Annotated in this window: 18 protein-coding genes and 1 pseudogene; 16 read left to right on the forward strand and 3 right to left on the reverse strand. The window is 68.4% G+C overall.

Translation table 11 applies throughout. From position 1 onward, the window contains the following. Positions 1-70 precede the first annotated feature (70 nt). The 3 genes from J2X52_RS16995 to J2X52_RS17005 are packed head-to-tail and all read right to left on the reverse strand — an operon-like array spanning position 71 to position 3724. Positions 71-1198 (reverse strand): serine hydrolase, encoded by a 1128-nt coding sequence (locus J2X52_RS16995; protein ID WP_310156196.1) that lies wholly within the window; start codon positions 1196-1198, stop codon positions 71-73. An 8-nt stretch (positions 1199-1206) separates the two neighbouring features. Beyond that, positions 1207-2358 carry a serine hydrolase gene (locus J2X52_RS17000; RefSeq protein WP_310156198.1) on the reverse strand — a complete coding sequence of 384 codons (1152 nt, stop codon included), beginning with the start codon at positions 2356-2358 and terminating at the stop codon, positions 1207-1209. Positions 2359-2386: 28 nt separating this feature from the next. Further along, positions 2387-3724 carry an acyltransferase family protein gene (locus J2X52_RS17005; protein ID WP_310156202.1) on the reverse strand — a complete coding sequence of 446 codons (1338 nt, stop codon included), beginning with the start codon at positions 3722-3724 and terminating at the stop codon, positions 2387-2389. An 88-nt stretch (positions 3725-3812) separates the two neighbouring features. On the opposite strand from J2X52_RS17005, the gene J2X52_RS17010 reads away from it, so the two are divergent. The 16 genes and pseudogenes from J2X52_RS17010 (at position 3813) to J2X52_RS17085 (ending at position 18412) form a co-directional block, all read left to right on the forward strand. After that, positions 3813-4220: a hypothetical protein gene (locus J2X52_RS17010; protein WP_310156206.1), complete on the forward strand. Its 408-nt coding sequence runs from the start codon at positions 3813-3815 to the stop codon at positions 4218-4220. Between the two features lie 105 nt (positions 4221-4325). Further along, complete coding sequence (locus tag J2X52_RS17015; RefSeq protein WP_310156208.1) at positions 4326-4967, forward strand: DUF2242 domain-containing protein; 642 nt, start codon at positions 4326-4328, stop codon at positions 4965-4967. A 122-nt stretch (positions 4968-5089) separates the two neighbouring features. Further along, complete coding sequence (gene gspE, locus J2X52_RS17020) at positions 5090-6769, forward strand: type II secretion system ATPase GspE (protein WP_310156282.1); 1680 nt, start codon at positions 5090-5092, stop codon at positions 6767-6769. A gap of 126 nt (positions 6770-6895) precedes the next feature. Then, positions 6896-7189, forward strand: a complete 294-nt coding sequence (locus J2X52_RS17025; RefSeq protein WP_310156211.1) for a GIY-YIG nuclease family protein — start codon at positions 6896-6898, stop codon at positions 7187-7189. 208 nt (positions 7190-7397) lie between these two features. Beyond that, positions 7398-8615 (forward strand): type II secretion system F family protein, encoded by a 1218-nt coding sequence (locus J2X52_RS17030; protein ID WP_310156214.1) that lies wholly within the window; start codon positions 7398-7400, stop codon positions 8613-8615. Between the two features lie 56 nt (positions 8616-8671). Then, complete coding sequence (gene gspG / locus J2X52_RS17035) at positions 8672-9109, forward strand: type II secretion system major pseudopilin GspG (protein WP_310156285.1); 438 nt, start codon at positions 8672-8674, stop codon at positions 9107-9109. An 80-nt stretch (positions 9110-9189) separates the two neighbouring features. Continuing rightward, positions 9190-9654, forward strand: a complete 465-nt coding sequence (locus J2X52_RS17040; RefSeq protein ID WP_310156218.1) for a GspH/FimT family pseudopilin — start codon at positions 9190-9192, stop codon at positions 9652-9654. Next, positions 9651-10076 (forward strand): type II secretion system protein, encoded by a 426-nt coding sequence (locus J2X52_RS17045; RefSeq protein ID WP_310156221.1) that lies wholly within the window; start codon positions 9651-9653, stop codon positions 10074-10076. The genes J2X52_RS17040 and J2X52_RS17045 overlap by 4 nt, the downstream gene beginning before the upstream one ends. Then, positions 10073-10708: a prepilin-type N-terminal cleavage/methylation domain-containing protein gene (locus tag J2X52_RS17050; RefSeq protein WP_310156225.1), complete on the forward strand. Its 636-nt coding sequence runs from the start codon at positions 10073-10075 to the stop codon at positions 10706-10708. The genes J2X52_RS17045 and J2X52_RS17050 overlap by 4 nt, the downstream gene beginning before the upstream one ends. Further along, the gene (locus J2X52_RS17055; RefSeq protein WP_310156228.1) at positions 10705-11562 is read left to right on the forward strand and encodes a type II secretion system protein GspK; all 858 of its coding nucleotides are present in this window, start codon (positions 10705-10707) and stop codon (positions 11560-11562) included. The genes J2X52_RS17050 and J2X52_RS17055 overlap by 4 nt, the downstream gene beginning before the upstream one ends. Next, the gene (locus J2X52_RS17060) at positions 11562-12752 is read left to right on the forward strand and encodes a PilN domain-containing protein (protein WP_310156231.1); all 1191 of its coding nucleotides are present in this window, start codon (positions 11562-11564) and stop codon (positions 12750-12752) included. The genes J2X52_RS17055 and J2X52_RS17060 overlap by 1 nt, the downstream gene beginning before the upstream one ends. 4 nt (positions 12753-12756) lie before the next feature. Continuing rightward, positions 12757-13404: a type II secretion system protein GspM gene (gene gspM, locus J2X52_RS17065; RefSeq protein WP_310156234.1), complete on the forward strand. Its 648-nt coding sequence runs from the start codon at positions 12757-12759 to the stop codon at positions 13402-13404. Further along, entirely contained in the window at positions 13394-14242 is an 849-nt protein-coding gene (locus J2X52_RS17070; protein ID WP_310156237.1) for a hypothetical protein, read from the forward strand. The genes gspM and J2X52_RS17070 overlap by 11 nt, the downstream gene beginning before the upstream one ends. Positions 14243-14252: 10 nt before the next feature. Beyond that, a complete protein-coding gene (gspD, locus tag J2X52_RS17075; protein ID WP_310156240.1) occupies positions 14253-16517 on the forward strand; it encodes a type II secretion system secretin GspD in 2265 nt (754 codons plus the stop codon). A gap of 27 nt (positions 16518-16544) precedes the next feature. After that, positions 16545-17312, forward strand: a pseudogene (locus J2X52_RS17080) (glycosyltransferase); the annotation flags it as partial. Between the two features lie 239 nt (positions 17313-17551). Then, a complete protein-coding gene (locus tag J2X52_RS17085; protein WP_310156243.1) occupies positions 17552-18412 on the forward strand; it encodes a glycosyltransferase family 2 protein in 861 nt (286 codons plus the stop codon). The last annotated feature ends 73 nt before the right edge of the window (positions 18413-18485 follow it).

Genomic DNA, 18485 nt, shown 5'->3' on the forward strand with positions numbered 1-18485 from the left:
GCATCCACCGGTTTTTCTTTGCGGACGTTTCCATCTGGAAGCTGCTGGCCGGTGTGCGCAGCGCTTGCACTCACCCACCGGCGTCCGCGTCGAGCACCGTCTCGCCCAGCGCGCGTCCCAGGCCCTGGAACGCGGTTTCGGCCTGTGCCAGCTCGTCGAAGTCCTCGGCGCAGGCGAGCACCAGTGTGGCGCCGTCGCGGGCGCGTTCGGCATCGATGACGCCCACGTTGCAGGCGCGGCGGTGCTGGGTGCCGGTCTTCTGCGCGAAGTCGGTGCCCGGTGGCAGGCCGGCACTGATGCGGCGGTCGCCGGTGCTGATGGCACGCATGTGCTCGAGCATGCGCCGCGTGCTGTCGGGTGACAGCAGCTCGCCTGCCGCCAGGCGGTCGAGCAGGACGGCGAACGCCGGCAGGGTCGCCGTGTTGCGGTCGCTGCGGTAGTAGGCATCGAACACTGCATCCAGCGTGTCGGCATCGAGGTCTGCGCGGGCCACGCCCAACGCACTCGCCAATGCCTGCAGGCGCGGCTCACCTGCCTCCGCATTGCGCAGCCGCACGATGGCCATGTTGTCCAGTTGCGCCACGCCGGGATGCACCGGGCCGTAAGCGTCGTAACGGACCTGCAGGATCGTCGTGACGGGGCCGAAGCCGCCGCCGGTCCACGCCTGGATGCGTGCGTTGAGGTGGTCCTCGCCGAGCTTGCGGATCAGCATGTCGGTCGCGGTGCTGTCGCTGTCGCGCAGTGACTTTTCCAGCAGCGCGGCAAGGCTGAAGGTCTGCCCGGGCTTGTGTTCGAGCATGTCGCCGGCGCCGTCGACGAAATCGGTCTGCGCGAGCGTCAGTGTGTCGTCGAGTGACAGCGTGCCCGCGTCGACCTGTTCGAGCACCGCGATCGCCACCGGAATCTTGATCGTCGACGACAGATACCAGGCGCGGTCCTGGCCACGGTCCAGCGTGCCCGGCTGCGCGCCGTAGTGCCGGACGTGGACGCCGAACCGGCCGGGCATCGCGTCATCGAGCGCGTCGATGCGCGTATCGAGTGCGGCGACCCAGGGCGCGTCGGTTGCGAGAGCCGCGTCGACTGCAGGTTGCGCAGCGGGATCGTCTGCAGGTGGCGGTGTGTCCCCACCGCGGCATGCCGCCAGCAATGCGACGGACAACACGAGAGGCGCGAATCGATACAGGGCGCGTGCGGGCATGGCGGGACTCATCGGGTGGGCGAATGTGGACGGCGCGAGGGATCCAGCACCCCCGACGCGGTCACCGCGGCACCGAGTTCGCGCATCGCGCGCTCGCTCGCAGCCGTGCTGGCGCCGCGCGCACAAGCGGCAATCACCACATGCACCGGCGCGCTGCCATCGCGCGTCGGCAGGCTCGCGATACCGGCATCGCAGATGCGCCGGTACTGGGTGCCGGTCTTGTGGGCGAAACGCGCATCGGCGGGCAGGCCTGCGCGGATGCGCTGCTTGCCGGTCTGCACGCGCGCCATCACGTCGAGCAGGTACCGCGTGCTTTCGGGCTCGAGCGCCTCGCCCGCCTGCAGCGCCGCCAGCATCCGGCCGAAATCGCGCAGCGTGCCGCTGTTGGCGTGGGTGGCGTAGTAGGACTCGAACGCGCTGTCGAGATCGGGCAGCAGGAAATCGTCGGTCGTGACGCCTAGCAGCTGCGCAAGCCTGCGCACGCGTGCCTGACCGGCGCCTGCACGCTGCAGCGCCAGCATGTCCTGGCCGCGCAGGCCGGCGGCGCCGGGATGGAACATGCCATAGGCGAGGCGACGCACATCGGCCAGCGTCGTGATGCGGACATCGCGTGCAATCAGTTCCGCCGCCACCCGGTTGACCTGTCCGAGCCCCACGGTGCGGATCAGCATGTCGCTTGCGGTGTTGTCGCTGTAGACGATCATCTGGTCGAGCAGCCAGGCGACGGTCAGCCGGTCGCCGGCGCGATGTGCATTGGTCCGCCCCGCGCCGTCGACGATGTCGCTGCCGAGCAGGGTCACCTGGGTGTCGAGCGTCAGCCAGCCCTGTTCGACCTCGCGCAACACCGCAATCGCGATCGGCACCTTGACGCCCGATGCCAGGTACCAGATCTCGTTGGCGCGAAAGCCGTATTGCGCGCCATCGTCGAGACGTTGCACGTGCACACCCAGTTCGCCGGAAAAGCGCGCGTCGACGGCCCGTATGCGGTGGTCCAGATCAGCGCGCCAGCCTGCGTCGGCCGCCGGTGGCGACTTGATCGCGGGCTTGCCAGCTGCCGGCGCCGTTGCAGCCGGCGTGGGCGTCTGCGCAACGGCCGGGCGCCCCGGCCACGCAAGCGCGAGCGCAGCGGCGAAGATGACGTAGTGCAGGCGTCTCAGCATGGGCTCAGGAGCCTGGTGACCGGCCGCTTCACTTGCGCTGAACTTCGCTGTCGGACGAACGCTTCAGTGCGCGCTTCATCGCGCCCCAGAGCCAGATCCAGGTCGCGGTTGCGGCCAGCAGCAAAGCGGTCAACAGCAGCGCGCGCTCGTAGGTCACGGACTGGTACAGCCCCAGCGTCTCGCGCAGCAGCAGGAAGATCACGCTGATGTGCACGATGAAGGCCATCAGCGCATCGCTGCCGATGACCGCGATCGGACGCAGCCACTTGGCCAGCCATTCGCCGCCGGCGACCGCCAGCGCCAGCAACGCGAACGCGCCGCCGGTGCTGAAGAGCATGAACATCAGTTGCGGGGGGTGCTTGCCGGTGTTGCGCGCAATATCGACCAGCAGCGGGCGCAGCTCGCCGGCGCGGATCAGGAACCAGGCGAACAATGCCGCCGATACCAGCGCCAGCACGCCGGCCAGTGCCCAGCGCGTGCGTGGCGCGCGATACGCCTGCAGCAGCACGCCGCCGATCAGCAGGCCGACCAGGATCAACGGCCCGCGCGCAAGCTGGCCCCAGGTGTAGTAATCGGGATGCTCGACGATCAGCGCCTGCAGTTGCGGCACGCCCCAGAAATCGAAATGGTGCAGCAGCCACCACGACGCGAACGCAACCGGCACAGGACTCAGCCAGCGCAGCCAGGCAGGCGTCTTCGCCCACAGCGGCAGCAGCCACGGAATCCACAACAGCGCGATGGCATAGAAGCCGAGGATCTCGACGAACGAGGGAAAATCGCGATACAGCAGGGTGTCGACGATCGCCCCCGTGTCGTGGCGGCCGTACATCTCCACGACGGTGAGCACCTTGTACCAGAACAGCACCACCAGCCCGCGCCACAACAGGCGGTTGCGGCGCTGTGGCCAGTCGGGCGCCGTGGTCTTGGGCACGAACGCCACGGCGAGCGCGATGCCGAACACGATCACGAACAGTGACGAGGAGAACTTGGTGATCGCGTGGACCGGCACCTGGCCCCAGGCGGGGAAGTCGTCGAACGGCATCAGGCCGTTGGTGCCATGGCTGAGGATCATCAGGACGACTGCGAAGCCCCGTGCCAGATCGATCGCGCCGATCCGTCCAGGGGACGGCTTCGTGTTGCTTTCAGATGGCGACCGCAGCGACGGCTCCGCCTGTGCCGCGCTCACGCCACGTGTCCGGCGCGGTCGGTCCATCTGCGGCAAGCCGCGCGCGCCACCCGCATCAGCAAACCCCCACTGCGTCGCATGCGCGCGATGGCGACAGGAATGCGGGACGGCATGCACGCGATGCGTGGAGGGATAGCAGCACCTGGACCATGGGAATCTCCTCGAGGTCGGGTCCTGCATTCCAGCAGCGCACACGTGATGGAGTGGTCAGCGGCCCCGCGCCGATCTGGGATACTGTCGCGCCAGGCTTCCGTACGACCGCCGTCCGATGTCCATCTCGTCCAAGTCCCGCCGCGACGCAAGACGTCGCAATGCGCCGCGTCGCAGCGACGGCATCGCGGGCACGCCGCAGATCCATGCGCAACTCAAAGGGCCCGATGAGCGCGTGCTCGCCGGTGCGACCTATCACGAGGGTGAGTGGACGCTCGTGCTGCGCGGCGAGCCTGTCGCCGCCACGCCAAGCGCGGCGATGGTGCTCGCGATGCTGCGGCACACCGCGGCCTCGCGCCACGCGATCGGCATTGCCACGCGGCTGTCGGTGTCGAAAGCGCTCGATGCTGCGGCCAGCGCCGAGGCCGAAGCGCAGGGGCGCACACTGGTCGAGCATCTCGACTGGCTCGAGGCCGAGCGGCAAACCCGCAACGCACCGCCGGAGGCGCCGCCCAAGGCGCATTGACGCGTCGCGGCGGGTCCGTCTGCACGATGAACCGTGCAAGCCGGGTCGGATTGGACGCTTCGCGCACCGGTATCATGCCGCGGTCCCGGTTTCCGACCTGCCCCGATGCGATCCGTTCGATTCCTGCCGCGTTTGACCACCCTGGCCGTTGCCGTGCTCCTGCTGGCCGCATGCGGACGCAATGCGCGGGAGGACGCGCCGTTCATGGGCGAATCCTTCGATTCCGACGAGACCTACTCGCGTACCTACGAGCTGCCGCCGGCACAGGTCTGCAGCGCGGCGCGTCTGGCGCTGCTGGGGCAGGGCTATGCAGTCGGCAAGTCCAGCGACGACGCGGTGGAAGCGACCAAGAATTTCCAGCCCGAGGACGACGTGCACACGCAGTTGTCGGTACGCGTGTCCTGTGTGTCGCGCGGCAACGAGCGCTCCCTGCTGTTCGTCAGCGCCCTGCTGGATCGCTACGTGATGCGCAAGAGTTCCAATTCGGCAAGCGTCGGTGTCGGCGGAATCGGCTCGCTGTCGCTGCCGGTCGGCAGTCGCGAGGATTCGCTGGTGCGCACCGCCAGCAGCACCGTGCAGGACGCCGGTTTCTACCGCCGCTTCTTCGAACGTGTCGGCTTCTACGTGCCGGCGCCGAGCAGCCGCGACCGCAAGCCGAGCGCCGACGAGATGCGCCGCGAAGACCCGCCACCGGCCGACCTCAAGCAGGGCGCGGCGCCAGCAACGAGCGACCTGCCACAAGGCTGATCCAGCCCGCGCCCGGCGCCTTCGACTGCTAAAGTCGGCCGATCCGTAATTGATGGGATGGCCGTGCAGTGAATGCGGTGCTCGAGGATTCCACAGCGACGCCCGACACGCCTGAAGCGCGCATCGTCGCGCGCCTGCGCGCCAGCGGCCGGCTCAAGGATGTCGATCTGGCGCGCGCGCAGCGCCTGCATGCCGAGGCCGGCGGCAGTCTGCTGACATTGCTCGGGCGTCTGGGTCTGGTGTCGGAGCGCGACCATGCCGAAGCCTGCGCCGCAGAACTGGGCCTGCCATTGCTGTCTGCCAAGTCGGTGCCCGAAGATCCGCCGGAGCTCGTCGAGGGCGCGCAGCCCTTGTCAGTGCGATTCCTGCGCCAGTTCCATGTGCTGCCGATCGGCGAAAGTCGCGGCCGCCTGCAGGTGTGGATGTCCGATCCGTTTGATGCTTACGCGCTCGAAGCCGTGCGCCTGGCGACCGGCTGCGAGATTGCGCCCGCCGTCGGCCTGCGCTCGGAGATCGACGATCTGATCGAACGCTGGTACGGCCAGGGTCGCAGCGCGATGGGCACGATCATCGAATCGGCCGATGGCGAGGGCGGTGGCGATGTCGACGACGTCGAGCATCTGCGCGACCTCGCGTCCGAAGCGCCGGTGATCCGGCTGGTGAACCTCGTGATCCAGCGCGCGGTCGAGCTGCGCGCCTCCGACATCCACATCGAACCGTTCGAGAGCCGTCTGAAAGTGCGCTATCGCGTCGACGGCGTACTGATCGACGGCGAAAGCCCACCGGTGAATCTCACCGCGGCGGTGATCAGCCGCATCAAGATCATGGCGCGGCTCAATATCGCCGAGCGCCGGTTGCCGCAGGACGGCCGCATCATGCTGCGCGTGCAGGGCAAGGAGCTCGACCTGCGCGTCTCCACAATGCCGACCGCGCACGGCGAGAGCGTGGTGATGCGTCTGCTCGATCGCGAAACCGTGGTCTTCGATTTCTATCGGCTCGGGTTCACCGACGAATTCCTGCCGCAGTTCAACAAGGTGCTCGACCAGCCGCACGGCATCCTGCTGGTCACCGGCCCGACCGGTTCGGGCAAGACCACGACGCTCTACACCGCGCTGTCGCAGCTCAATACGCCGGACGTCAAGATCATCACCGTCGAAGATCCGGTCGAATACCAGATCGAAGGTATCAACCAGATCCAGGCCAAGCCGCAGATCGGTCTCGATTTCGCGCACGCCCTGCGTTCGATCGTCCGCCAGGATCCGGACATCATCATGATCGGCGAAATGCGCGACCTGGAAACCGCGCGCATCGCGATCCAGTCAGCACTGACCGGCCATCTGGTGCTCAGCACGCTGCACACCAACAACGCCGCCGGCGGCATCACCCGCATGCTCGACATGGGCGTCGAGGATTACCTGCTCACCTCGACGATCAACGGCATCCTCGCCCAGCGCCTCGTGCGCAGGCTCGAGCCCACGCACGCCGTGCGCTACGCGGCATCGCCCGAGGAGATCGAACGCTTCGAGCTGCGCCGGTTCCAGCCGGAAGGCGAGATCGTGCTGTATCGCCCGGGCCCGTCGGCTGGTGCGCCTACCGGCTACCTCGGCCGCACGACGATCGTCGAGTTCCTGGTCATGAACGACACGCTGCGCCGCGCGGTGATGCGTCACGCCGGCATGGGCGAGCTCGAACAGCTCGCCCGCGAATCGGGCATGCGCACGATGTACGAGGACGGCATCCTCAAGGCGCTGGCTGGGAAGACGACGATCGAGGAAGTGCTGCGGGTGACGGAGGACGCGTGATGGCAGCATTGCGCAAAGCTTCAGGCTCTCGCGCCACGTCATCCCCGCAAACGCGGGGATCCAGCGCCTCGGGCGTTTTCCGCCACGGTGCGGCGACGCGCCACCTCAAGGAAGAGGTCGTCGTCAATGGAGCGGAATCCCTGTGTCTACCTGCTGGCGCGCGCGCGCAATGGCACGCTGTATCTGGGCGTCACATCGAACCTGGCGCAGCGGGTCTGGCAACACCGAACATCCGTGATAGACGGCTTCAGCGCGCGCTACGACACCCATCATCTGGTCTGGTTCGAACGACACGAAACGATGCCGTCGGCGATCGCTCGCGAGAAGCAGATCAAGAAATGGCGGCGAGCGTGGAAGGTGGATTTGATCGAGTCTGCGAATCCGTACTGGCGAGATCTGTGGAGCGAGATCATCGGGTAAGTGGCGGGGACCACCGGCAATACGGGAAGGCGCTGGATTCCCGCGTTCGCGGGAATGACGGCAGTCAACGTCCAGCCGTCCGCAAACTTCGGCCTCCCATAACGCGTCATTCCCGCGAACGCGGGAATCCAGTGGCTTGCACCTCTGGATACCAGGTCGGCAAAGATTTCTCTCCCCTCACTTCGTTTGTGCGTATTGCGCCGCCCCAATGACCCTCTACCGCTACAAAGCCCTCAACACCCGCGGTGAAACGCTCGACGGCACGATGGACGCCGCCAGCGAAGCCGAGGTCGCGCTGCGGCTGCAGGAGCAGGGCCATCTGCCAATCGAGGCGCGGCCGGCAAGCGAGGCGCGGGCGGTCGAGGACTGGAAGGCGTTGTTCAAGCCCAAGCCGTTCTCGGGGCCGCGGCTGGTGCAGTTCACCCAGCAGCTCGCGACGCTGCTCAACGCCGGTCAGCCGCTGGATCGCGCACTGACGATCCTGCTCGATCTGCCCGAGGAGCCGGAAGCCAAGCGCACGATCACCGAACTGCGTGACGCGGTGCGCGGCGGTGTGTCGCTGTCGACCGCGCTCGAACGCCAGCACGGTACGTTCTCGCGGCTGTACGTGAACATGGTGCGCGCCGGCGAAGCTGGCGGTAGTCTCGAAGACACGCTGCAGCGCCTCGCCGATTACCTCGAAAGCGCGCGCCTGTTGCGCGGCCGCGTGGTCAACGCGCTGATCTACCCGGCGATCCTGATCGTCATGGTCGGCGCGTCGTTGATGTTCCTGCTCGGTTACGTGGTGCCGCAGTTCGCAGCGATGTACGACAGCCTGGATGCGGAACTGCCGATGTTCACCAAGATCGTGCTCGGCCTCGGCGAGTTCGTGCGCGACTGGTGGATCCTGATGCTGGCGGTGCCGGTGATCGCGATCTACGCCTTCGTGCTGAAGCTGCGCGACGCGCGGTTCCGGCTGCGGTTCGACGCCTGGCTGCTCCAGCGCAGGATCTTCGGCCCACTGGTCGCGCGTATCGAAACCGCGCGGCTGGCCCGCACGCTGGGCACGCTGCTGCGCAACGGTGTGCCGCTGATCGCGGCGCTGGGCATCGGCCGCAAGGTGCTGGGCAATCTGGCGCTGTCGGCGGACGTCGAATCGGCCGAGTCGGAGGTCAAGAACGGTGTCGGCCTGTCGACGGCGCTGGGTCGCAGCAAACGTTTTCCGCGGCTCGCAATCCAGATGATCCAGGTCGGCGAGGAGTCGGGCGCGCTCGACGCCATGCTGCTCAAGACCGCGGACACCTTCGACCAGCAGACCGGTACATCGCTCGACCGCATGCTCGCCGCGCTGGTGCCGGCGATTACGATGCTGCTCGCGCTGGTGGTGATGGTGGTGATCCTCGCGGTGCTGGTGCCGATCTACGACCTGACCAGCGTCATCGGCTAGGTTCAGCTGCGCGGCGTCATACAATGCGGACCAGACTCTTGAGCGAGGCAGTGTCGATGCAGCACATCCGCAGATCGCGTCCCCTCGGCAGCCCGCGCAGCGCGCAGGGCGGTTTCAGCCTGATCGAGATCATCCTCGTCGTCGTACTGATCGGTGGCATCGTCGCGTTCGCCGCGACCCGCATCCTCGGCGGCGGCGACCGCGCGCGCGTGAACCTCGCCAAGGCGCAGGTGCAGACGCTGGCCGAAAAGGTGCACCAGTACGAAATGGATACCGGCACGCTGCCCAATTCGCTGGGAGATCTTGTCACCGCGCCCGGCGGCGCCAGTGGCTGGCTCGGCCCGTACGCGAAGGACGCGGAGCTGCGCGATCCCTGGAACACGCCCTACGAGTTCGCCGCGCCGGGCAACAGTCAGCCCTTCGAGATCGTCAGCTACGGCGCTGATCGCAAGCCTGGCGGCGATAGCGTCAACGCAGATATCCGTTACGAATAAGCGGCCCGCGCGCTGTGGATAGCGGCGCTGATGATGCTAGATTCCGGGGCTGCTCCCGCTCCGGAACGTCGCCGCGCCAGATGTCGCACCGCATCGCCAGGGTTCGCGGTTTCTCACTGCTCGAAGTGCTGCTGGTCGTCGGCCTGATTGCCGTGACCGGCGTGCTGGCGGCGGCCGCCATGAGCGGCGGTTTCGATCGCATCGCGCTGCAGTCCACAAGCAAGACGATCGCCGCGCAGTTGCGTTACACCCGGGCGCAGGCGATCTCGACCGGCGAGCCGCAGCGCTTCGTGATCGATCCGCAGGCGCGCACCTGGCAGGCGCCCAATGGCCGTCACGGCACGATTCCGGAACCACTAGCAGTCGAATTCACCGGTGCGCGCGAACTGCAGTCGAGCGACAGCGAAGGCGTGATCCTGTTCTTCGCCGACGGCGCCGCGACTGGCGGTCGTGTGCGTGTGTTGTTGCGCGAGGCGGCGTGGCAGGTCGATGTGGCCTGGCTGACCGGCGAAGTGCGTCTATCCCGCGCGAACGCGGACGAATGAGTCATCGCGGCCAGCGCGGATACACCTTGATCGAAGTCATCGTGGCCTTCGCGGTGCTGGGCATCGCGCTGATGCTGTTGCTCGGCACGTTGTCGAACGGCACGCGCCAGGTGCGCTGGGCGGCGGATTCCGGGCGCGCGGCGCTGCATGCGCAGTCGCTGCTGGATGGCATCGGCATCGATATTCCTGTGGTGCCAGGCAGTACCACTGGCGAGTTCGAGGACGGGCGCTATCGCTGGACGCTGGAGATCGTGCCCTACGTCGATCCGCAGATGCCGCCGACACTCCTTGATCCGTCCGGCCAGCAGTTGTTCGAGATCGCACTGGCGGTCGACTGGGGCGAGCGTGGTCCGCGCGAGCGGCTGCAGGTGCACACGTTGCGGCTGCGCGAATCCGATGCGCCCGGGGTGCTGACGCCATGAAGCACGCGCGCGGTTTCACGTTGATCGAGGTGCTGCTGGCGACGGTGTTGCTGGCCGCTGGACTCGCTTTGGCGCTGACCACGTTGCGCGCCGCGACGGCGACCGTCGATCGCGGGGAAGCGCTGTCACAGCGCAGCGAGCGGATGCGCGCGGTGGAAGGCTTCCTGCGCCGGCGCGTCGCATCCGCGCAGCAGATCGCATTCCAGACCGACGAAAGCACCGGCGAGATCTCGCAGTTCGTCGGCGAGCCGCAGCGTCTGCGCTTTGTTGCCGATCTGCCGAACTATCTGGGGCAGGGCGGGCCGCATCTGCACGACATCGCGGTCGACGACGTGCGCGGCGCGCAGCGCCTGACGGTCGCATTCGGCATGGTGATGACCGGTCGCACGATCGAGCCGCCCAGTCCACGTCCGCCGGAACCCCTGGTCGACGATCTCGTCGAACTGCGCCTGCGCTATCGCGGCTTCGACGAGACGGGTGCGCTCGGCGAATGGCAGGAGCGCTGGGGACCTGCTGCATTGCCGTTGCAGGTCGAAGTGCAGATCGAGACCGAGCGCGACGGCGTCTGGCCCACGCTCGTGGTCACCTTGCCGCAGGGCACCGGACAAGCCGCCCCGGTGGCACTGCCATGAGCGCGCGCGCGCATCGCGGCGCGGCGCTGCTGCTGGTGCTGTGGCTGATCACGCTGCTGGCCGCGCTGGTCGGCGCCTTCGCGTTGACCGCGCGCATCGAACAGCAGCAGGGCCGTGTGCTCAGCCGCGGTGTCGCCGGCGACCAGGCTGCGCGCGCGGGCCTTGAGTACGCGCTGACGCGGCTGGCGATGGATGATCCTGCATTGCAGTGGCAGCCCGACGGGCGTCCCTACGCCTGGCGCTTCCACGACATCGATGTGGAACTGAACCTCGTCGACGAGACCGGCAAGGTCGATCTCAACGCCGCCGACGCTTCGCTGCTGGCCGCGCTGCTGCAGGTCACCGGCGCTGAACAGAGCATCGCCGTGCAGGTCGCCGGCGCGATCATCGACTGGCGCGACGGCGACGATTTCGTGCAGATCACCGGCGGCGCCGAAGCCGCGGACTACGCCAGCGCGGGGCGGCCCTACGGCGCCAAGAACGCGCCGTTCGAAAGCGTTGCCGAGGTCGAACAGGTACTGGGCATGACGCCGGAGCTGTTCGAGGCCGTCGCCCCTTACCTCACCATCTACACCCGGCTGCCGACGCCTGATCCGCAGTTCGCCGCCGCGCCGGTGCTGCGGGCGATGGGCGTGGAAGCCGATCCGATCCTCGCCGCACGCGAAGCCACTGCGGCGCAGCTCATGGGCGCCCTGCTGGGCGGCGGCAGCGGCACGTATAGTGTCGAGAGCCAGGCGCGGCTCCCGGAAGGACGGACCGCGCGGTTGCGTGCAGTCGTCAGGACCGGCGGTGGCGCCGTACCGGGCACGGCCTACACCGTGCTGCGTTGGGAGGAAGGAGCGTCACCACGATGATGTCCGCTACACCCGCATCTCCGGCCGAACGCGCGCCCGGCCGTCGCACATGGCGTCTGGACGGCCGCACGTCCGTACGTGTCCGCACGTTTCTGTCGTGGTGGGGCGCGGCGCTGTCGGCCTGGTTGCCGGCGCGCGTGCGCGAGCTGTTCGGGCTCGCCAGCCGACGTCTGCTGCTGGTCGGCAGTGGTGCGGATATCGCGCTGCAACTCCAGGATGCCGATGGCGTGCGCGACCTCGCGAACGTGCCGCGCGTCTCGTTCGACGACACCGCCGGCGATCCGCTGGCTGCCCTGCTCGCGCCGCGGACGATCGAGCTGCCGCGCTGGCTGCTGCTGCCCGCGCGTACCGGCCTGCGTCGGCAACTGACCCTGCCCGAAGCCGCCGGCGACCGCCTGCACGATGTGCTCGGCTTCGAGATCGACCGGCAGACGCCGTTCGCCGCCGCTGACGTGCGCTACGACCACCGCGTGCTCGGCCGGCGCGGCGACGGCCAGATCGACGTGGAACTGGTGGTGGTGCCGCGCGCCGCGATCGACGCACAGCTCGCGGCGCTCGGTCCGCTGGCGCCGATGCTCGCCGGCATCGATCTCGCCGGCGACGGCGGCCCGCTGGGCGTCAACCTGATCGACGACGCACGTCGTCGTCGCCGCGAGGATCCGCAGCGCCGCGTGCAACTGCTGATCCTCGGCATCGCCGTGCTGCTGACCGCGTTCGGCCTGTGGCAGATGCGCGAGAACCGCAGCGCCGCCGCCGATGCACTGGAAGCGCGTGTCGCGTCGGAGGCGACGCGTGCGCGCGCGGCATCCGCGCAACGCCAGCAGCTGACCGATCTGCGCGAAGGCATGGCGTTCCTGCAGGCGCAACGCGCCGCGCGGCCGCTGACCGTCGCAGTGCTCGACGAACTCGCGCGCCGGCTGCCGGATTCCACATCGCTGGAGAAGGCCGCGATCGAAGGCGACCGCGTGTTGCTGATCGGTCTGAGCACCGAAGCCTCGGCGCTGGTCGGTCAGCTGGCGGGCTCCACGCTGTGGCGCGCGCCTGCGCTGGCTGGCGCGCTGCAGAACGATCCGCGCACACGTTCCGACCGCTTCACGTTGACCGCCGAACTCGTGCCGCCGCCCGCGGCCGTGCCGGTGCCCGCTGTCTCCACACCACAGGAGCCCGTGCGTGCGGACGATGCCCGATAGGCCCGTGTCGGCCCGCGACCGCTGGCTGGCACTCGCGCTGCTGCTCGGCGTGCTGCTGCTGGGATATCTGTTGCTGATCCATCCTTGGTGGACCCAGTCGATGCGCGAGCTCGGCACACGTATCGACACGCTGCAGGAGCGCGAGTTGCGCATCCGCCGCGAACTCGAGCAGGCGCCACTGGTGCGCGCCGAGCTCGAGCGCGCCCGCGCGTCGATGGAAGAGACCCCCGGTTTCATGCCGCAGGCCGGCGTCGAGCTCGCGACCGCGGCGCTGGTGCAGCGTCTCGAAAGCGCGGTGCTCGACGCGAGCCCCGGCAACCGCAGCTGCGCGATCAGCAACCGCTCGCCGATCGCCGGCCCGCGCACCGACAAGTATCCGCGTGCGACGGTGCAGGTGCGGCTGCGCTGCGGCAATCCGGAACTGGCTGCGGTGCTGCATTCGCTGGAGACGGGCACGCCCCTTCTGTTCGTCGACAATCTCAACATCCTCAGCCAGCGGCACACGCTCGCGGCCGGGGCGACCAGTGGCGGCGTCGACGTGAGTTTCGACCTGTCCGGCTACGTGCTGCCGACGACCGGCGCGACGCCCGCCCCCAGCACCGCCGCACGTAGGCAGCCGGCGGTGGTCGATGGAGGCAACGATGCGGATTGATGCCACCAACGCACACACCTGGCTGGTGGCCGCGGTCGGTGGCTGGGCGCTGCTGTTCGCGCTGCTGTCGCTGGCCGGACTCGGCAGCCGCATCGGCGCGCTGGAGGACGATGGCAGCGTCGCCGCGCCGATCGGTCCTGCCCCTGCGAATACCGCGCCAGCGCCGCCGCTGTCGAGCTTTGACGAAGTCGCCGCGCGTCCGTTGTTCAGCGGCGACCGTCGGCCGCATCCGTTCTTCATCGATCCGCAGGACGAGGGCGAGGGCAGCGGCACCGGATTCGACTACGTGCTGACCAGCGTGCTGCGCACGCCCGATTTCGCAATGGCGATCCTGCAGCCCAGCGGCGGCGGCGATTCGATCCGGCTCAAGGTCGGCGAAGGTCCGCCCGAAGCGACGAACTGGCTGCTCGATTCGGTGGATGCGCGCAGCGTGGTGTTCACCACGCCCGAAGGTCCGCGCACGCTGGAACTGCGCGTGTTCGACGGCAGCGGCGGACAGCCGCCCACACCGATGACCCCGACGCCGCCCCCGGACGGCCGGTCACCGGCGCAGGCGGCATCGCGTCCCCCGGCGTCGCCCGAGCAGGCCGCGCAGCAAGCTGCGGAGGCGGCAGCGCGCGCCGCAAACGCTGCGAATGCCAGCGCGTCGCCGCAGCCACGCAATCGCGTCGACCCAACGGGCGCGTCGCCGATAAACGCGGACGGTGGCGCCGTGCCCGAGGCCGCGCAGGCCGCCGGTCCGTCGGAAGCGCAGGTCGAAGCCATCCGTCGCCGGATCGAAGAACGGCGCGCACGTCTGCGCCAGCAGCAACAGCAACCCAATTCCGCCCAGGACTAGACTCCCGTCGATGAAGCCTTTCCAGACGCCAGCCTTCCACCTCCGGGCCATCGCCCTCGGCACCGGCATCGCACTGCTCGCCGGCTGCGCCAGTGCGCCGACTGCTTCGATGCGCCGCGACGCGGACCTGCGCCAGGGTGCGGAAGCGGGCACCTCGTCCGCCGATACCGCATCGGCGCCCGGCGCCCGCACGCAGCCGCTGCTGGCCGATGACGAGCGTCCGCAGCCGCAGATCCGCCGCGGCAGTGGCACCGTACTCAACCAGCGCGCCGCCTCCGCCGCGCCGCCGACACTGGGCGCGACCAGCGGGCAGGCCTCGTTCAATTTCGAAGGCGAATCGGTGCACGCCGTCGCCAAGGCGATCCTCGGCGACATGCTCGGCCAGAACTACGTCATCGCGCCGGAAGTGCAGGGCACGGTCACCCTGGCAACGCCGCAGCCGGTGAGCGCGGCCCAGGCGCTGAGCCTGTTGGAGATGGTGCTGGGCTGGAACAACGCCCGCATGATCTACAGCGACGGCCGCTACAACATTGTCGCCGCCGACACCGCGCTCGCGACCGGCACCGTCGCGCCGCGTACCGGCAGTACCGGTGCGGCGCGTGGTTTCGAAGTGCGTACCGTGCCGCTGCGCTACATCTCCGCGACCGAGATGGAGAAGGTGCTCGAGCCGTACGCGCGTCCGAACGCGATCGTCTCGGCCGACAACGCGCGCAACGTCATCACGATTTCCGGCAGCCGCTCCGAACTCGACAACTACCTGCGCACGATCGAGATCTTCGACGTCGACTGGCTGTCGGGCATGTCGGTCGGCGTGTTCCCGTTGCAGTCGGGCAAAGCCACGCAGGTCGTCGCCGATCTGGAAAAGGTGTTCGGCGCGGACAGCGAATCGCCGGTCTCGGGCATGTTCCGCTTCATGCCACTGGAAGGCGCGAACGCGGTGCTGGTGATCACGCCGCAGGCCGATTATCTGGGCGAGATCCAGCAATGGCTGGAGCGCATCGACAACGCCGGCCAGGATCCGAAGCTGTTCTCCTACGAACTGAAGTTCATCAAGGCCCGCGAACTCGCGCAGCGATTGTCGGAAGTGTTCGGCGGTGGCAGCGGACGAAGCGGGGGCCAGGACGCGGCGTCGCTGATGCCGGGCTTGACCGGCAACACCTTGCGCACGGGCGGTACGGACGGCTCATCCGGTTTTGATAGTGGCGGCAGTTCCGGCCTCGGCAGCAACAATCGCGGCGGCGGTTCCGGGATGAGCGGTGGAGGGGGCGGCGTGGGCCAGATGCAGCTCAGCGAGCAGCAGGACGGTCCGAGCAGCGTGACGTTGGAAGTGGAAGGCGATCGCGTCGGCGTGTCGGCGGTCGATGAAACCAACACCCTGCTGGTGCGCACGACGCCGGCGGCCTGGCGTTCGATTCGCGATGTCGTCGAGCGGCTCGACGTAATGCCGGCGCAGGTGCACATCGAAGCCCAGGTGGTCGAAGTGCTCCTTAGCGGCGATCTCGAATACGGCGTGAACTGGTTCATCGGGCAGGGCGTCAGTGACAACAGTATCGGGCCGTTTCCTGGGCCGGGTGAGCCAGGTATCGGCGGGCCGAGCCGCTGGAGCACGCTGGGTGCCGCGGTCGGCGGTGCATCCACGGGGCCCGGCTTGGCCTGGACGCTGGTGAGGAACGACGCAGCCGCGGTGATCCGGGCTCTGGACGAAGTGACCGATGTACAGATTCTGCAATCCCCGTCGGTGTTCGTGCGCAACAACGCAATGGCCGAGTTCAACGTCGGCGCGAGCATTCCCATTTCATCGAGTAGTGTGAATCCGATCCTCGGCGACAGCCAGTACACCCAGGTCCAGTACATTGAAACCGGCACGATCCTCAAGGTCCGTCCGCGCGTCACCCGCGACGGCATGGTGTTCCTCGACATCGTGCAGGAAGTGAGTTCGCCGCAGCCGCAGAACACCGCCGATTCGCAGGGCAATGTGCGCATCGATACGCGCCGGCTCAAGACCGAGGCTGCGGTGCAGGCAGGCGACACGGTGATGCTGGCAGGTCTGATCCGTGACCAGGTGTCGCGCACCTCGGCCGGGATTCCGGGTCTCAGCCGCATTCCCGTGATCGGCGGCCTGTTCGGTTCACAGCGCTCGGGAACCGAACGTAGCGAAGTCATCGTGCTGCTGACGCCGACCATCGTGCGCAATCCGCTCGAGGCGCGGCAGTTGACCGACGAGTACGGGCGCCGTTTCCGCGCGCTGCAGCCGCTGCAGCGTTCGCAGGACTGAGTGCCGCGATGCGCGGAGTTAATGCGCATGGCTGAGCTGCCGGTGATCCTGCTGCCGGTCGGGCATGACGACGACGCGCTCGACGCGTGCCTGGCCGCGCTTGACGCCGGCACACCGGCGGGCACGCGGATCTGGCTGGCCGACGATGCGCGCATCGGGCCGCGCGGCGCGGAGGTCGTGCAGCGCTGGCTCGCCAGCACGCCGCTGCAGGCCGACTACACCTGCCGCCAGCGCTCGATCGGCGAGGTCGCGCATCTCGACGACGTGCTACGCGCCTGCGGCGATGCGGATGTCATCGTGCTCGCGCCGGATGCGATTCCCGCGCAGGGCTGGGCCAACGCACTGGCAGCCTGCTTCACGCGCGATGCGTCCATCGCCACCGCGACGCCGTGGAGCAACGCCGGCGAATCCGCCGCTTGGCCGCGGATCGGCGAGATCAATCCGGTGCCCGATGACCTCTCCCGCCTCGCGCGCGCCTGCCAGGGCCTGCCGCCGCTGTACCCGGAACTGCCGGCCGCCATCGGTCATGCGGTGCTGCTGCGTGGCAACGCGCGCCGTAAAGCCGGTGGGCTCGATGCATCGAGCTACCACTCCTGGTATGCCGCTTTGATCGACCTGTCGTTGCGCATGGCGGGACTGGGCTGGCGCAACGCGCTGTGCGAGACCGCATTCGTCGCGCGCGGCGGCGAGGGTGGTCCGGCCGATGGCGACATGGACGCGCTCGCTGTGCGCTGGCCATCCTGGCATTCGCGGCTCGCGAGCTTCCTGATGCAGGACCCGCTATACGCGACGCGCGTGGCGCTGCAGCGCGACTTCGAGGCGCTGGAAAACGCGCCAGCGCAGCAGCAGCTGTTCTACGACGAAACGGCGGACGCAGTCGGTCTGCCCACATCCCTCTCCCTCCCGGGAGAGGGGGGCGCCATCCGCGAAGCGGATGGTGGGGTGAGGGCAGCGAGGGCAAGCAGCGCTGGCGACACGCCAACTGCACCCGATGCATCGGACAATGTCGCGCCCACCGTAGACACGGCGCCGAAGTGACTGACGCAGTTCCCAACCTGGCCGATATCGTCGCCGTCGTCGTCACCCATCAGAGCGGCAGCACGATCGATGCCTGTCTCACGCGCCTGCGCGCGGCCAATGGCGTCGCCCAGATCCGCATCGTCGACAACGCGTCCAGCGACACGACACTCGGGATCGTGCAACGGCATGCTTCGCTCGACCCGCGCGTGCGCTTCATCGGAAATCCCGACAACCCCGGTTTCGGTGTGGCCTGCAACCAAGGCGCGCGCGCTGCGGACGCGGGCTGGATCGCATTCGTCAACCCGGACTGCATGGTCGAATCCGACACACTGTCGCGGCTGCACGCGCATGCCCGCGCACTGGGGACCGACAGCCTGCTGGGCACCGACCTCGTCGGCGAGGATGGTGTGCACGATCCGGCTGCGCGCCGCCGCGATCCCGATTTCGCCGCGATGCTGCGTCGCGCGGCGGCGAGAAACCTGTCCGTGCCCAGCGATCCGCAGCAGGCGCTGCAACCCGTCGACGCGGTCTCGGGAGCGCTGATGCTGCTGCCGAGGGTCCTGTTCAACCGGATCGACGGGTTCGACGAGGGGTATCGTCTGCATGCCGAGGACTTGGACCTGTGCCGACGGGCGCGCGAGGCGGGCGCCGTCGTCGCCGTGGCCAACGACATCGTGGTCGTGCATGTGCGCGGAGTTTCCAGTCGCGCCCGTCCAGTGTTCGTGGAATGGCACAAGCATCGGGGTCTGTGGCGTTATTTCCGTCGCTTCGAGGCCCGGCATCGCACCTGGCCTGTCCGGATCGGGGTCTGGGCGATGGTCTGGTTGCGGCTGCCTGTGGCGGCCGCACGCGCCGCGGCACGCGCCGCCGGCTGAGCCAACCCCCCGAAAAGTGCGACTGGGTTGGCAGAGCGGACGATCCGCATGCACTGCGAGCCGCCCGACTGTC

This window comes from Luteimonas sp. 3794 (assembly GCF_031456825.1).
Classification (GTDB): domain Bacteria; phylum Pseudomonadota; class Gammaproteobacteria; order Xanthomonadales; family Xanthomonadaceae; genus Luteimonas.

Coding starts and splice junctions, on each gene's coding strand:
- J2X52_RS16995 (WP_310156196.1), bottom strand. CDS start 1,198: ATGCCCGCACGCGCCCTGTATCGATTCGCGCCTCTCGTGTTGTCCGTC.
- J2X52_RS17000 (WP_310156198.1), bottom strand. CDS start 2,358: ATGCTGAGACGCCTGCACTACGTCATCTTCGCCGCTGCGCTCGCGCTT.
- J2X52_RS17005 (WP_310156202.1), bottom strand. CDS start 3,724: ATGCAGGACCCGACCTCGAGGAGATTCCCATGGTCCAGGTGCTGCTAT.
- J2X52_RS17010 (WP_310156206.1), top strand. CDS start 3,813: ATGTCCATCTCGTCCAAGTCCCGCCGCGACGCAAGACGTCGCAATGCG.
- J2X52_RS17015 (WP_310156208.1), top strand. CDS start 4,326: ATGCGATCCGTTCGATTCCTGCCGCGTTTGACCACCCTGGCCGTTGCC.
- J2X52_RS17025 (WP_310156211.1), top strand. CDS start 6,896: ATGGAGCGGAATCCCTGTGTCTACCTGCTGGCGCGCGCGCGCAATGGC.
- J2X52_RS17030 (WP_310156214.1), top strand. CDS start 7,398: ATGACCCTCTACCGCTACAAAGCCCTCAACACCCGCGGTGAAACGCTC.
- gspG (WP_310156285.1), top strand. CDS start 8,672: ATGCAGCACATCCGCAGATCGCGTCCCCTCGGCAGCCCGCGCAGCGCG.
- J2X52_RS17040 (WP_310156218.1), top strand. CDS start 9,190: ATGTCGCACCGCATCGCCAGGGTTCGCGGTTTCTCACTGCTCGAAGTG.
- J2X52_RS17045 (WP_310156221.1), top strand. CDS start 9,651: ATGAGTCATCGCGGCCAGCGCGGATACACCTTGATCGAAGTCATCGTG.
- J2X52_RS17050 (WP_310156225.1), top strand. CDS start 10,073: ATGAAGCACGCGCGCGGTTTCACGTTGATCGAGGTGCTGCTGGCGACG.
- J2X52_RS17055 (WP_310156228.1), top strand. CDS start 10,705: ATGAGCGCGCGCGCGCATCGCGGCGCGGCGCTGCTGCTGGTGCTGTGG.
- J2X52_RS17060 (WP_310156231.1), top strand. CDS start 11,562: ATGTCCGCTACACCCGCATCTCCGGCCGAACGCGCGCCCGGCCGTCGC.
- J2X52_RS17070 (WP_310156237.1), top strand. CDS start 13,394: ATGCGGATTGATGCCACCAACGCACACACCTGGCTGGTGGCCGCGGTC.
- gspD (WP_310156240.1), top strand. CDS start 14,253: ATGAAGCCTTTCCAGACGCCAGCCTTCCACCTCCGGGCCATCGCCCTC.